Annotated in this window: 10 protein-coding genes and 1 pseudogene; 6 read left to right on the top strand and 5 right to left on the bottom strand. The window is 65.9% G+C overall.

Features of this window, described 5'->3' with window-relative positions; translation table 11 throughout:
* Positions 1 to 323: 323 nt before the first annotated feature.
* Together ACD584_RS04680 and metK are read right to left on the bottom strand one after the other, a co-directional pair.
* Positions 324 to 431: pseudogene (locus ACD584_RS04680) on the bottom strand (S9 family peptidase); the annotation flags it as partial.
* Positions 432 to 789: 358 nt separating this feature from the next.
* A complete protein-coding gene (gene metK / locus ACD584_RS04685) occupies positions 790 to 2,001 on the bottom strand; it encodes a methionine adenosyltransferase (protein WP_011269998.1) in 1,212 nt (403 codons plus the stop codon).
* A gap of 234 nt (positions 2,002 to 2,235) precedes the next feature.
* Between metK and ACD584_RS04690 the strand changes: the two genes are divergently transcribed.
* Positions 2,236 to 3,327 carry a metal-dependent hydrolase gene (locus tag ACD584_RS04690; protein WP_076036373.1) on the top strand — a complete coding sequence of 364 codons (1,092 nt, stop codon included), beginning with the start codon at positions 2,236 to 2,238 and terminating at the stop codon, positions 3,325 to 3,327.
* Positions 3,328 to 3,476: 149 nt separating this feature from the next.
* Here ACD584_RS04690 and dusB read toward each other — a convergent pair whose 3' ends face one another.
* The 3 genes from dusB to ACD584_RS04705 all read right to left on the bottom strand — a co-directional run bounded on the left by dusB (position 3,477) and on the right by ACD584_RS04705 (position 7,424).
* Positions 3,477 to 4,475: a tRNA dihydrouridine synthase DusB gene (gene dusB / locus ACD584_RS04695; RefSeq protein ID WP_011035999.1), complete on the bottom strand. Its 999-nt coding sequence runs from the start codon at positions 4,473 to 4,475 to the stop codon at positions 3,477 to 3,479.
* Positions 4,476 to 5,088: 613 nt separating this feature from the next.
* Positions 5,089 to 6,045, bottom strand: coding sequence for a ribokinase (locus ACD584_RS04700; protein WP_076036372.1), 957 nt, complete (start codon positions 6,043 to 6,045; stop codon positions 5,089 to 5,091).
* A gap of 80 nt (positions 6,046 to 6,125) precedes the next feature.
* A complete protein-coding gene (locus ACD584_RS04705) occupies positions 6,126 to 7,424 on the bottom strand; it encodes a nucleoside transporter (protein ID WP_011036001.1) in 1,299 nt (432 codons plus the stop codon).
* 617 nt (positions 7,425 to 8,041) lie between these two features.
* Between ACD584_RS04705 and ACD584_RS04710 the strand changes: the two genes are divergently transcribed.
* The 5 genes from ACD584_RS04710 (at position 8,042) to ACD584_RS04730 (ending at position 13,701) form a co-directional block, all read left to right on the top strand.
* Positions 8,042 to 9,010: an aldo/keto reductase gene (locus ACD584_RS04710; protein ID WP_070691926.1), complete on the top strand. Its 969-nt coding sequence runs from the start codon at positions 8,042 to 8,044 to the stop codon at positions 9,008 to 9,010.
* 519 nt (positions 9,011 to 9,529) lie between these two features.
* Positions 9,530 to 9,727 carry a hemin uptake protein HemP gene (gene hemP / locus ACD584_RS04715; RefSeq protein ID WP_372354609.1) on the top strand — a complete coding sequence of 66 codons (198 nt, stop codon included), beginning with the start codon at positions 9,530 to 9,532 and terminating at the stop codon, positions 9,725 to 9,727.
* 146 nt (positions 9,728 to 9,873) lie between these two features.
* Positions 9,874 to 12,105, top strand: a complete 2,232-nt coding sequence (locus tag ACD584_RS04720) for a TonB-dependent hemoglobin/transferrin/lactoferrin family receptor (protein ID WP_076036370.1) — start codon at positions 9,874 to 9,876, stop codon at positions 12,103 to 12,105.
* A 5-nt stretch (positions 12,106 to 12,110) separates the two neighbouring features.
* On the top strand, positions 12,111 to 12,749 hold the full coding sequence (locus ACD584_RS04725) for a Hemin transport protein (protein ID WP_070691931.1): 639 nt from the start codon (positions 12,111 to 12,113) through the stop codon (positions 12,747 to 12,749).
* 28 nt (positions 12,750 to 12,777) lie between these two features.
* Positions 12,778 to 13,701: a DUF6607 family protein gene (locus ACD584_RS04730; protein WP_070691933.1), complete on the top strand. Its 924-nt coding sequence runs from the start codon at positions 12,778 to 12,780 to the stop codon at positions 13,699 to 13,701.
* Positions 13,702 to 14,146: the final 445 nt, after the last annotated feature.

The raw sequence follows: 14,146 nt of genomic DNA on the forward strand, positions 1-14,146 counted from the left end.
ACAATGGGCATGCCCAGCCCGTTACTTGCGCAGCGTCTTTGATGACGGATGCGCGTGCGCAATCCCCGGTAGCTCCCGTGCGCGAAGTTGGTCGATACGCGCGGCGCCGCATCCGGGAGCGGGACACGCCGTGAATCCGTCCATGGAGGCTCGGTAGCGGCATCCATGCCGCTACACGGTCCCGCTCCCGGACGCGACGCCGCGCTGCCAAGCCGTGCCATGGCTGGTCGCACCGCAAATATCTCTTCGATCAAGCGCGACGTGTCCGAATTCCGCTGTTTATCAGGGCGGCATCGAGGCGAATTTTTTGCCGACGAAGGTCGTGCTCCAAACATCGCTACGCCGATACGGAACAGATCGGTCTGCGCCAACAGGCTGGCCGCCATCAGCGCGACGTGTCTGTGGCCGGTGACGCCGCTACGTTGGCGATCGCCTGGAAACCCGGCAACGCCGTTCCTTCCGCCATCGACCACAACCGGCGGTGCTTGTGCACGTGCCGGCGCGGGGCCCTATGCGGCATGGATGCCGCGTGGAAGCGTACATGGGCTTACTTGCGGCGTGTCCCATGCCGACATGCGTGCAGGCGCGCTCGCTATCCGAAGCCGTCGCACATCACTGCCAGGCGTCGCGCGTAAGACTGTGCGGTGTACGGAACTGCACCCGAAGACGGGACACGCCGCGCCTGCATCGCCACAAGCTCGCCAACGACGTCCATGCCGCCAAAACGCAAATGGGCCGCATCAGCGGCCCATTTGCATTACCAAGCACGCTCCCGTGGGAGCCGCTGGCTTACTTCAGCTTTGCAGCAGCGCGCAGGGCCTCTGCACGGTCGGTCTTTTCCCACGAGAACGACGTTGCGCTGTGCTGCGCGCCGGTGCCGTCGGTGTAGGTGAAGTCCTTCGGCTTGCGGCCGAAGTGACCGTAGGAGGCGGTCTGCTGGTACATCGGGTGGATCAGGTCGAGCATCTGGATGATGCCGAACGGACGCAGGTCGAAGTGCTTGCGGATCAGCTTCTCGATCAGCTCATCGGCGATCTTGCCGGTGCCGAAGGTGGTGACCGAAATCGAGGTGGGCTCGGCCACGCCGATGGCGTAGGAAACCTGCACTTCGCAACGGTCGGCCAGGCCGGCCGCCACGACGTTCTTGGCCACATAGCGCGCCGCATAGGCTGCCGAACGGTCGACCTTGGACGGATCCTTGCCCGAGAACGCGCCGCCGCCGTGACGGGCCCAGCCGCCGTAGGTGTCGACGATGATCTTGCGACCGGTCAGGCCGCAATCGCCCACCGGGCCGCCGATCACGAACTTGCCGGTCGGGTTGATGTGGAACTTGGTGCCCTTGTGCAGCCACTTGGCCGGCAGCACCGGCTTGAGGATTTCCTCGCGCACCGCTTCGATCAGGTCCTTCTGCTTGACGCCCGGATCGTGCTGGGTCGACAGCACCACCGCGTCGATCGCGGTGGCAACGCCGTCTTCATAGCGCAGGGTGACCTGCGACTTGGCATCCGGACGCAGCCAGGACAGCGCCGAGTTCTTCTTCTTGCGGATCTTGGCCTGCTGCTCGACCAGGCGGTGCGACAGGTGGATCGCCGCCGGCATGTAGCTGTCGGTCTCGTTGGTGGCATAGCCGAACATCAGGCCCTGGTCGCCGGCACCCTGCTGTTCGGGGTTCTTGCGGTCCACGCCCTGGTTGATGTCCGGGGACTGCTTGCCGATCAGGTTCAGCACACCGCAGGTCTCGCCGTCGAAGCCGACATCGGAGCTGTTGTAGCCGATATCCAGGATCACCTTGCGGGTCAGCGCTTCCAGGTCGATCCAGGCACTGGTGGTCACTTCGCCGGCAACGATCGCCACACCGGTCTTGACCATCGTCTCGCACGCCACGCGGGCACGCTTGTCCTGGGCCAGGATGGCATCCAGCACTGCGTCGGAGATCTGGTCGGCGATCTTGTCCGGATGGCCTTCGGAGACCGATTCGGAGGTGAACAGGTAGCTGGACATCAGGCTTATATCCCTTAATTCGGATGAAAAGATGGGTGCGGATGATACACGCCCACGGTGACCGTTGCATTGTGCGCCTGAACGGGCATCGGTGGGGTTAAGCCACGTCCATCGGTCGCATCGGCCAGGGCGAGGGTAGGTGATTTGCACCTGCATGCGGGGCCGGTGTCAGACATCCCCGCGTCGGGCTTCGGCGGCACCGCGCAGGCAGGTTCGGCCTGCTAGCATCCGGCGATGGATTCCTTGACCCAGATCGTACTCGGCGGCGCGATTGCCGCCGCCATCGCGCCGGCCGGTCAGCGCCGTGCGGCCTTGCTGGCCGGCGCTGCGCTGGGCACCTTGCCCGACCTCGACTCGCTGGCGCTGCTGCCGCTAACTGACGACCCGGTGACCCTGATGACCGTGCACCGCAGTGTCAGCCATTCATTGTTCGTGCTGCCGCTGGTGGGCTGGCTGATCTGGTGGCTGTTTCGGCGCTATGGCGACGGCCGCGTGGCCAGTGCGCCCAAGCGTTGGTTCTGGGCGATCCAGCTGGCCTTGATCACCCATCCGCTACTGGATGCCTTCACCGTCTACGGCACCCAGCTGTGGTGGCCGCTACACCCGCATCCGGCCATGTGGTCGAGTGTGTTCATCATCGACCCGGCCTACACGCTGTGGCTGCTGCTGGCCTGCGCGGTGGCCTGGTTTGCGCGCGCACGGCCGCTGGCTCAGCGCGCGTTGGTTGCCGGGCTGGTGCTGAGCTCGGCCTACCTGGGCTGGTCGCTGCTGGCCAAGCAGTTGGTCGACCAGGAGGCCGACCGCGCGCTCGCTGCGCTGGGGCTGGGCGATGCGCCGCGCTTCTCGGTGCCGATGCCGCTCAACACGCTGCTGTGGCGCGTGGTGGCGATGACCCCGAATGGCTACGTGATTGGCGAGCGTTCGCTGGTGGCCGATAGCGGCCCGATGCAGTTTCGCGGCTTTTCCAGCAACACCCAGGCGCTGGGCGAGGTGGCCGCGTTCGACTCGGTGCGCCGGCTCACCTGGTTCAATCGTGGCTTCATGCGCGCACGCCTGGTTGACGACGACCTGATGCTGAGCGACCTGCGCATGGGCCTGGAGCCGGACTACAACTTCAACTTCGTGGTCGCCCATCGTGATGATGGGCGATGGAAGCCGATCGTGCCGCGCCAGGTCCAGGCGGCGTACCGTGCGCCGGTGGCGCGCGACCAGATCGGCGCGGTGCTGGCACAGATGTGGCACCGCATCTGGCACGCGCCAACCGGCAAGGCGCTGACCGGCGATCTTGATGACAGCGCTGCGCCGGCCTCGGCCAAGGTCCAATAACACCGGTCTCGTAGCGGGTTTCATGCGGCTGCGCGGCGCATGGGTGATGTGTCACGCATGCCGATGCGATCAGGTGTGGCTGCATCTGCGGAAACGTGACGTGCGCTGCGCGCAGTCTCGGCGCGGAATCGCAAACACGGCCAACTGGCTCAGGCAGCAGCGTGCAGCGGCGGCGGCACGCCGGCAATTAAGGCGTCGAAGTAATCACGGGTCAGCGCCAGCTGCGCCTCGGGTGTTTCGGCGCGATTGACCACTGCGCGGAAGTCCGCACTCTGCGGATGATCCTTCGCATACCACCCCAGATGCTTGCGCGCGATGCGCACGCCCTGCGGCTGCCCGTAGAACGCGTGCAGCGCTTCCAGATGCCCGAGCAAGGTGTCGCGCACGAAGGCCAGCGACGGTGGCGGCAGCAAGGCGCCGGTCGCCAGATAATGCGCCACCTCGCCAAAGATCCACGGCCGGCCCTGCGCAGCGCGGCCAATCATCACCGCGTCCACGCCGGTGTCGCGCAGCACCTGCGCGGCCTTCTGCGGTGAATCGATATCGCCGTTGGCGATCACCGGAATCTGCAGGGCGGCCTTGATCTGCGCGATGGTGGCGTACTCGGCCGTGCCGGTGTAGTGCTGGTCGCGGGTGCGCCCATGCACGGCCAGCGCGGCGATGCCGCAATCCTGCGCGATGCGTGCGATGGTCGGACCGTTGCGGTGGTCGCAGTCCCAGCCGGTACGGATCTTCAAGGTCACCGGCACATCCACCGCACGCACCACCGCGCTCAGGATGCGCGCCACCAGGTCTTCATCGCGCATCAGTGCCGAGCCGGCCCAGGCATTGCAGACCTTCTTTGCCGGGCAGCCCATGTTGATGTCGATCAGCTGCGCGCCGTGGTCGACGTTGTAGCGCGCCGCTTCGGCCAGCTGCTGCGGTTCGGTCCCGGCGATCTGCACGCTGATCGGATCCGGCTCGCCGGCATGGTCCATGCGATGCAACGATTTGCGCGTGCCCCAGAACCGCGGATCGGAGATGGTCATCTCCGACACCGCCAGGCCCGCACCTAGCCGCTTGCACAGCAAGCGGAACGGCTTGTCGGTGACGCCCGCCATGGGGGCGAGGATCACCTTGGGGGCGATGGTGTAGGGGCCGATCTGCATGCGGGCATTGTAGCTGGGGTGGGGAAGGGAGTCGGGAATGGGGGTTGGGGAATCGTAAGAGCGCTTGCGGGCTTCGGCCTGAGCGATTGCTAGGAGTCGTTCGAGCGATGTCGGCGTGATTGGCAAAGTGCGACGTGTAGAGGACGACAGTGGCGGGAGTATTGGTTGGCCGTACCTCACTCCAACTGTGCTGTGGAGTTGACTGTCTTCCGTCGTACCCTCACCCCAACCCCCGCTTCGCGCCCCTGCCCGCGCTTGCGGCGCGGGCGCTCCAAGGCACACGCGCCAATGGCGCGAAAGCAGCGCCTTTTCGCCCCGCGGGGAGAGAGGCTTCTCCATCCTTCTCCCCTCGGGAGAAGGTGGCGCGTCAGCGCCGGATGAGGGTACGGGCGCCCGACGCTGCATCATGCCTCGCCTCCTTACCCAAGCGACTGTCCGAGGAAGAAGACCGAAGTTCCGCTGGGAGCGCGGTTCGCAGCATCCGTCGGCAGACAGGTCTCAACATGCCGTTCGCCAATCAAAAACAGTCTCTAACATGCAGGCCAACGCCCTGAACGCAGAAGGCGACCACATTGCTGTGGTCGCCTTCGTCGGTTGCCTCAAACCTTGCGGGTCACACCGCCTGTTCGGGCACCATGCGCGGCATCGAGGTCGCCGCGCCTTCCACTTCGGTGGAGCGTGCGGCGTAGCGCGTGGCAAAGCGCACGTGGGTGATGAAGCTGGCGTTGGGCGAGTGCGCCAGTGAGGCCACCAGCGCGCCGTTGAAGGCATCGCCCGCACCAGTGGTATCCACCGTCTGCGCGCTTTCCGCGCCCACGCGGTAATGCGCCTGGGTGTCGCCGCGCAGCTGTTCTTCGGCGTGCGAAATGAAGGCGCCCACCGCGCCCAGCGTCACCACCACGGTGCCGCCTGGCAGCAGCTTGCGGCACAGCGAATGCAGCGTATTGCCGTCCAGCGCCGCCACGTCGTCGGCGTTGATGCGCTCGCCGACGTGGCGGCCCAGCAGCGCTGCGAATTCGGTTTCGTTCGGCGTCAATACGTCGGAGAGCTTGAGCAGGCTGATCGAGGTCGGCGCGTTGGCCGGCGCGGCGTTGAGCACGGTGAGCACACCGCATTCGCGTGCCAGCGCCAGCGCCGATTCCACTGTTTCTGCCGGCGATTCCAGCTGCGCCAGCAGCACGCGTGCCGAGGTCACCAGCGCGCGCTGGTTGTCGACAAACCCGGCGCTCAGCACCGAATTGGCGCCGGCACCGATCACGATGGTGTTGCGGCCATGCGCGTCGACATAGATGCCGCCGGTGCCGGTGGGCTCATTGCTGGGCTCGGCGATCAGCGCAAACCCGTCCTGCGCGGCCAGCGAACGCGCCAGTGCGCCGCCGGCATCGTCGCCCAGCGCGCACAGGAAGTGCGTCTTGGCGCCGGCACGTGCGGCTGCAACGGCCTGGTTGAACCCCTTGCCGCCGGGACCGGTGCTGTAGCGACCGGCGATGGTGGCGCCCGGCGCGGGCAGGGCATCACAGCGCCACACGTGATCGACATTGAAGGACCCGACAACGACGACCGAACTCATAAATACCTGCTTGCTTGAATGACTAAGATGACACGTGGCGTGCAGTGATTAGACCGGCACGCCGATGAACCGGCGCCGCCTCACCCGAAGTGCGACAGCACCCCGGCAATGGTAGCGGTCATGAACGTGGCGATCGAACCGCCGAGCACCGCGCGCAGGCCGAACTTGGCCAGATCGTGACGGCGTTCCGGTGCCAGGCCGCCGATCCCGCCGATCTGGATCGCGATCGAGCTGAAGTTGGCGAAGCCGCACAGCGCATAGGTGGCGATCAGCCGGCCTTCTTCGCTCAGGCGCACGCCGGGTACCTGGCCCTTCACGATCTGCGACAGCTCGGTGTAGGCGACGAACTCATTGATCACTACCTTCTGCCCGATCAGCGAACCGACCGTGGTCGCGTCCGCCCACGGCGTGCCGATCACCCAGGCCACCGGTGCGAGCACGTAGCCGAAGATGGTCGACAGGTTGGTCGGGCGGCCCAGCGCGGCGGCGGCGCCGGTGATCTCGCCCAGCCAGGTGAGCGGTGCGTTGATCAGCGCGATCAGCGCAATGAAGGCCAGCAGCATCGCGCCGATGTTCAGCGCCAGGCGCAGGCCATCGCCCGCGCCGGCCGCGGCCGCGTCGATGACGTTGCTGGTGGTCTTTTCCACTTCCATCTTGACCGTGCCGCGGGTCAGCGGGGTGCCGGTTTCCGGCACCAGCAGCTTGGCCACCACCAGCGTTGCCGGCGCGGCCATGATGCTGGCAGCCAGCAGATGCTTGGCGTAGAACGCCTGCTGCGCCGGGTCGCTGCCACCGAGCATGCCCACGTACGCGGCCAACACGCCGCCGGCGATGTGCGCCATGCCGCCGATCATCATGGTCAGCAGCTCGGACTGGGTCATCTTCGGGATATACGGGCGCACCGTCAGCGGCGCCTCGGTCTGGCCGATGAACACGCTGGCGCACACGCTGGTGGTTTCGGCGCCGGACACGCGCATCACCTTGGTGATCGCCCACGCCATCGCCCGCACGATCACCTGCATCACGCCCAGGTGGTAGAGCACGCCCATCAGCGCGGAGAAAAAGATGATGGTGGGCAATACCTGGAACGCAAAGATGAAGCCGTAGCTGTCGATGTTCATCAGGTTGCCGAAAATGAAGGTGGACCCCTCATTGACGAAGCTCAGCACCTTCACGAACCCCTTGCCCAGCGAGTCGAACACGTCGCGTCCGCCTGGCACCAGCAGCACCAGCGCGGCGAACGAGATCTGCAACAACAGGCCGGTGGCGACCAGCTTCCAGTCGATCGCACGGCGGTTGGTCGAAAACAGCCAGGTAATGCCGATAAGCACCACCAGACCGAACAGGCCGAACCCGATCCTCCCCAAACCTTCGACCATTCCAATCCCCGGGCTGCTGACGGCAAAACGAGAAGCCTAGAGCAGGGGGTGTCGGTGGGCAAGGCGAGGGGTGTTCAGACGCCGCCGCCGGCCGCAGAGCGTGGCGCATCGGGCAGGGCGATCGCGCCCGATGCCGCAGTGCCGTCGGCCGTGCGCAAATCGGCCGGTACGCTGCGGGTGCTGGCGCATGGCGTGAAGGGGGGAATGCGGCGCGCTGATGGCCTCCAAGAGCGTGCGTTCGAGTGAGCGGAGCATGTGTGCAATCAAGCGAAAAGCCTTGAAGCGCCGAGGTGACGCCTGGAAGACGTGGAGGTGGATGCCGGCAGCCGCGCATGCGTGCAACCCGGACCCACATCCAGGCGGCGTCCGCCTGCTGGCCACCAAGCTGCCCACACATCCGGGCAGCCCCGTCTCGTCACATGCCTGGCTGGCTCGCAGCCAAGCTGCAACGCTGCACCCGATTCCCGATTCCCGATTCCCGATTCCCGATTCCCGATTCCCCAATCCCCAATCCCCAATCCCCAATCCCCAATCCCCAATCCCCAATCCAACGCCATCTCCTACACTGCGCACGCCGGTCCGGGGCGCGGTGCGCCGGAGGCTGCTGGAGTCTGCCAATGCATTACCGTCGTCTGGGATCCACCGGGCTGCAATTGTCGGCCTTGTCGTTCGGTGCCTGGGTCACCTTTGGCAAGCAGATCGGCCGCAGCGAGGCGCGCAACCTGATCGCTGCAGCGTGGGACAACGGGGTCAATTTCTTCGACAACGCCGAGGTCTATGCACGCGGGCGCGCCGAGGAGGTCATGGGCGATGTGATCGGCGACCTGCGGCTGCCGCGCGATGGCTACTGCGTGTCCAGCAAGGTGTTCTTCGGTGCGGTGGACGACCCGCGGCCCACCCAGCGCGGGTTGTCGCGCAAGCACGTCACCGACGCCTGCCATGCCGCGCTGCGCCGGCTGCGGGTGGATTACCTGGACCTGTACTTCTGCCACCGGCCCGACCCGGACACCCCGATCCAGGAAACCGTACGTGCCATGGACGCGCTGATCCGCCAGGGCAAGGTGCTGTACTGGGGCACCTCCGAGTGGAGCGCCGAGCAGCTGCGCACTGCGCTGGAGATCGCCGCGCGCGAACACCTGCATGCGCCGGCGATGGAGCAGCCGCAGTACAACCTGCTGCACCGCAGCCGCCTGGAGCAGGAATACGCGCCGCTGTGCGAGGCCGGCCTGGGCACCACGATCTGGTCGCCGTTGGCCTCTGGTCTGCTGACCGGCAAGTACAACGCCGGTGTGGATGCCGACAGCCGCCTGGGCCAGCCCGGCAATGCCTGGCTGCAGGACGAAGTGCTGGGCACGCCGGAAAGCCGACGGCTCGAGCGCGCGCGTGCATTCAGCGCCGTGGCGGCCGAGCTGGGGCAGTCGCCGGCGCGGCTTGCCATCGCCTGGTGCCTGCGCAACCCGCATGTGTCCACGGTGATCCTCGGCGCCAGCCGGGTCGCGCAGCTGGAAGAAAACCTCGCCGCATTGCAGACCCTGGAGCAGGTGGATGCCGCCGGCTGGGCGCAGGTGGACGCAGCCACCCGTTGAAGCGGCACGGCTGAGACATCGCAGCCTCTGGTGGCGGTTTTGGGCGTCTCGGCCAGCGGGTGTTTTTTCCGGATGGCCTGGCCGCGGCTTCGAGCGCATGGTGCCGCCCAGGTCGGATTTGGACGCATGCGTGGCCTCCGGCACCTACCTAACTCCGCCCGCAGACCCGGCGCTGAGCGGCTGTGCCGGTCAGCTGGTGCGAGCGCTGCGCGCCGCATCGATGACAAGCCGTACATCGTTGCCACAGTTAGGTGGCCATGACCGCAAGGAAGCCAAGTCCGGGGGCAGCGTCATTGCCTGCGCACTGCCGCCATCCAGGTCTCGTCGCCGCAAGCCCGATGGGGCATACGAGATGCGCCTCGCTGCGCACATGCACGCCAGATGCCGAGTTTCGATTGATGATTCCAATCGAAAAGCATGACCCAATGCAAAGATCCAGTCATTCAAATGAGAATGGCTCTTGATCAATAAATGAGAATGGTTATTATTTGTCTGGCCAACCGACTGGAGATCCAGATCATGACCGCTCACCCCGTGCTGCTCCGCTCCGAACCGGTCAACCTGCGCGACCGCGCTGCGCCGCGTGCCGTTCCTGCCGAAGACCTCATCAGCAGCGAGGCGCTGCTCAAGGGCCGTCGCGAAGTGCTGATCCAGCATGGCGACCGCATCTATCGCCTGCGCCATACCAGCAACGACAAGCTGATTCTGACCAAGTAAGTCCCGGCGAAGGCCGCGCCTGCGCGCGCCTTCCGCCGCCTGCCACGGGCGTTGCCATCGCCGTTCGTGCGTTCTCTCTCCACCCTCGGCTAACGGTCGCGGCGATTGCCGTCTGCGTGGCCGAGGGTTCTCCCAAAGGTTTACCGATGATCCGCCTGCATCCGCTGGTGGTTGCGCTGTCACTGGCGCTGCCCCTTGTTCCCCTGTGCGCCATTGCCGCCAAGGCCGATGCCGGCGCTGCCGCGGCGCGCGACGTGCATGACTTCGACCGTCTGCAGGTCACCGCCACGCGCACCCAGCGCGCCTTGGTGGAGGTGCCGGGCACCGTGGATGTGATCGACCGCGAGCAGCTGGACAACCAGTTGGTGCGCGAGCTCAAGGATCTGTTCCGTTACACGCCTGGCGTGTCGGTCACCAGCACCAGCGGGCGCTTCACCGGTGCCAGCGGCGTGCGCATCCGCGGTCTGGATGGCAACCGCGTGGCGATCCTGGTCGACAACGTGCCGGTGTCGGACACCTTCAATTTCGGCAGCTATCTCAACGCCAACCGCAATTTCGTTGACCTGGAAACGCTCAAGCGGGTCGAGGTGGTGCGTGGCCCGGCCAGTTCGCTGTATGGCTCCGATGCACTGGGCGGTGTGGTGGCCTTCGTGACCAAGGATCCGTCGGATTACCTCAGCGCCGACAAGCACAGCTATGTGGGATTGAAGTTCGGCTACGAAGGCGACTGGAACGGCCTGTTCGCCGGCGCCACCGGCGCGCTCGGTGGCGAGCGCTGGAGCGGCATGGTCGCGGTGAGCCATCGCCAGGGCCAGGAAGCGCAGAACCAGGGCGATAACCGCGCCCGCAACTACACCCGCACCGCACCCAATCCGCAGCAGGTCGATGGCCGCAGCGTGCTGGGCAAGCTGGTGTATGCGCCCAACGCGCAGCAGCGCTTCAAGCTCACCGTGGAGGGCAATGAAGACTCCGGCCGCATCGAGGCGTTGAGCGGTATCGATGCGCGCAGCCCCAGCGCATCGCAACGCATCCTGTCGCAGGACGGCCGCGACAATCAGACCCGCGCGCGGGTGTCGCTGCGCCACGAACTGGATGCGCTGGATACCGCGCTCGCCGACGACCTGTTCTGGCAGCTCTACCGCCAGGACAGCGCAAGCCTGCAGCGCACCGACGAGTTGCGCGGCAACACCACGCGCCGGCACAACGAACATCACTTCGACCAACGCATCTACGGCCTGCTGGTCAATGCGCACAAGGCGATCGACACCGGCACGCTGCGGCACGACATCACCTACGGGCTGGAAGGCTCCTGGACCGACACCCGCGAGAAGCGCGATGGGTATTCGCTCAACCTGGCCAACGGTGCGGTGAGCAAGCTGGTGGGGCAGGACCTGTTCCCGGTGCGCGATTTCCCGATGAGCGAGACCACCAAACTGGGCGTGTACGCGCAGGACGAAATGCGGCTGCTGGACGGGCGGTTGTCGCTGATTCCCGGCGTGCGCGTGGATTATTTCCGGCTGTCGCCGCGCGTGGATGACATCTTCCGCCAGGACAATCCGGGCGTCGCCGCCGAAACCATCGACGAGCAGCAGGTGTCACCCAAGTTTGGCGCGGTGTGGCGATTCTCGGATGCGTGGTCGGCGTATGCCAACTATGCGCACGGGTTTCGCGCGCCGCCGTACAACGACGTCAATATCGGCTTCACCAATCTGCAGGCGCGCTACACCGCCATCGCCAATCCGGACCTGAAATCGGAAACCAGCCGCGGTGGCGAGCTGGGCCTGCGCTTCAATGACGCCGTCGGCTACCTCGGGGTCAGCGTGTACTACACCGATTACCGCAACTTCATCGAATCGTATGCACCGGCCGGCGTCAACGCCGAAGGCTTGCTGCTGTTCCAGTCGCGCAATGTGGACGATGTGGTGATCAAGGGTGCCGAGGCGCGTGCCGGTGTCGACCTGGGCGCGCTGGCCGGCTGGCAGGGCTGGTCGGTCAATAGCGCGGTGGCGTATTCGCAAGGCGACAACCTCACCGACGACACGCCGCTCAATTCGGTTGACCCATTGCGCGGCACGCTGGGCGTGGCGTTCGACAGCGAGCGCTGGGGTGCGGAAGTGATCGGCACGTTCGTGGCGCGCAAGCGCCGTCCGCAACTGGCCAGCTATTACACGCCTGCCGGTTACGCCACGCTGGACCTGATGGGCCACTGGGAATTCGCACCGGGTGCCAAGGTCACCACCGGCATCTTCAATCTTGCCGATCGCCGCTATGTCGACTGGAACGCGCTGCCCAACGGCACGCTGGACAGCAGCACGGTGCTCGATCGCTTCACCGGCGCCGGGCGTACCGCCTCGGTCAGCCTCGCCGTGAGCTGGTAGCCGCCATGCCGATCGCCCACCCAATGCCGCTCGCGCATGCGCGCACTGCCCATCGTGCCTTGCCGCAACCACGGCAGCTGATGGCCCTGGGCACAGTGCTGTGCGTCTATCGCCCTTCGCTCGGCGATGAACGCGATGGCTGGCAGCATGCGGTGTCGGCGGCAGCGTTCCGCCAGGTCGACAGCGATGGCCTGCGCGAAAGCATCTGGTTCTTCGATGCTGGCGGCAGCAGCTGCTGGCGCCTGTGCCTGCTGCCCGATAGCGATTTTCTGGCCTGGGATCGCCTGGTCTCGCGGTTGCCGGCGTTGCCGATCGATGGCCAGGGACTAGGCGTGGGCGAGCGCCTATGGCGGCGTCTGGCCGGGCGCATGCGTGGCGACAGCTGGCGGCTGAGCGCGCTGCGGCTGCATGCCGGTGATAGCCGTGATCGCCCGCTCGGCGCAACGTTGGCCAGTGTCTCTGCGCTCGGCGCGGAGGTGGCCGCACGCCTGGCGCGCGAAGAAGGCATCGACGGCCGCGTGGCGGTGGATGATTGCTGCTGCGCACGCGCCGCCGCCCTGCGCCATGCTGCTGCCAGCGCCAATGCGCCGGGCACCGGCAGTGATCCGCAGGCCATGACGGCCTCGTTGCGGCTGCGCCGCTGACGTTCACCCTTTACAGACGAGCCTTCCGATGATCCGAGCGTTTCCCCGTTATCTTGCCGCGGCCTTGGCCCTGTTGCCGCTGGTAGCTGCCGCCGATGCCCAGCGTGACCGTGCCAGCATCCTGGCGATGCAGGGCGAGTACGCCGTGGACTTTGCCTTCGACGAAACCGTGCTGCTCAAGCCGGGCTACGAACGCGCCTCGGCGATGCGCAGTGGTGCCAACGAAGTGGTCATCGTGGTGGAGGATTCGCCGCGCAAGGTGGTGCTGCAGCATCTGCTGGTGGACGAGAAAACCAGGCATGTGACCAAGCACTGGCGGCAGGACTGGACCTATGAAGCACCGCAACGTTTCGAGTTCAGTGCCGAACAGACCTGGCAGGTGCGCGCACTGCCTGTGGCCGCGACACAGGGAGCGTGGACGCAATGTGTGTTCGAGGTCAGCGATGCCCCGCGCTACTGCGGCACCGGCCGCTGGGACTATGCCGAGGGGCATCCCACCTGGACCAGCGACCTGAGCTGGCGCCCGTTGCCGCGTCGCGAGTACACCAAACGCAGCGACTACAACGCGTTGTCGGTCATCAACCGGCACACGCTCACGCCCAACGGCTGGACCCACGAACAGTTCAACACCAAGGTGCTGCGCAAGCCCGACGGCAGCCAGGAAGCCATCGCCCGCGAGTTCGGTTTCAACGACTACCGCAAGACCACCGAAGTGGACTTCGCACCGGCCTATGCGTACTGGAAGGGCACGCAGGGCTACTGGGCAAAGGTGCGTGCGCGTTGGGCGAAGTTCCTCGACACACCGCCGGGCCTACACCTGAAAACCAAGCCGGACGGCATGGCAATGATCATGCCGATGTTCGAACAGGCCGAGACGGTGCAGGGCGGCAAACGCGTCACCGATGCGCAGATCGATGCGGTGTTCACGCAGTGGGTGGAACAGGCGAACTAGGCATGCACCGCCAACCAGGCATGCAGCTGTCGTAGGAGCGCGCTTGCGCGCGAGGGGCATTCCCGAGAACGGTCCTCGCGCGCAAGCGCGCTCCTACGTGCAAGGCAGGTATATTCCTTGAACCTCAAGAACGCCGCGACCAGGATCAGCCCGAACGCGGCCCAGTGGTTCCACTGCATCAATGTAGTGCTCACACAGTGGGGTGGAACCAGCGAACCAGGCGTGCATCAGCCAGCCAGGCGTGCAGCTGTCGTAGGAGCGCGCTTGCGCGCGAGGGGCATTCCCGAGAACGGCCCTCGCGCGCAAGCGCGCTCCTACGTGCAAGGCAGGTTATTCCTTGAACCTCAAGAACGCCGCGACCAGGGTCAGCCCGAACGTGGCCCAGTAATTCCACTGCATCGATGTGGTTCTCACAGTGGGGTGGAACCAGCGAACCAGGCGTGTA

It is taken from the genome of Xanthomonas sp. NCPPB 2922 (genome assembly GCF_041520885.1).
Classification (GTDB): domain Bacteria; phylum Pseudomonadota; class Gammaproteobacteria; order Xanthomonadales; family Xanthomonadaceae; genus Xanthomonas; species Xanthomonas campestris.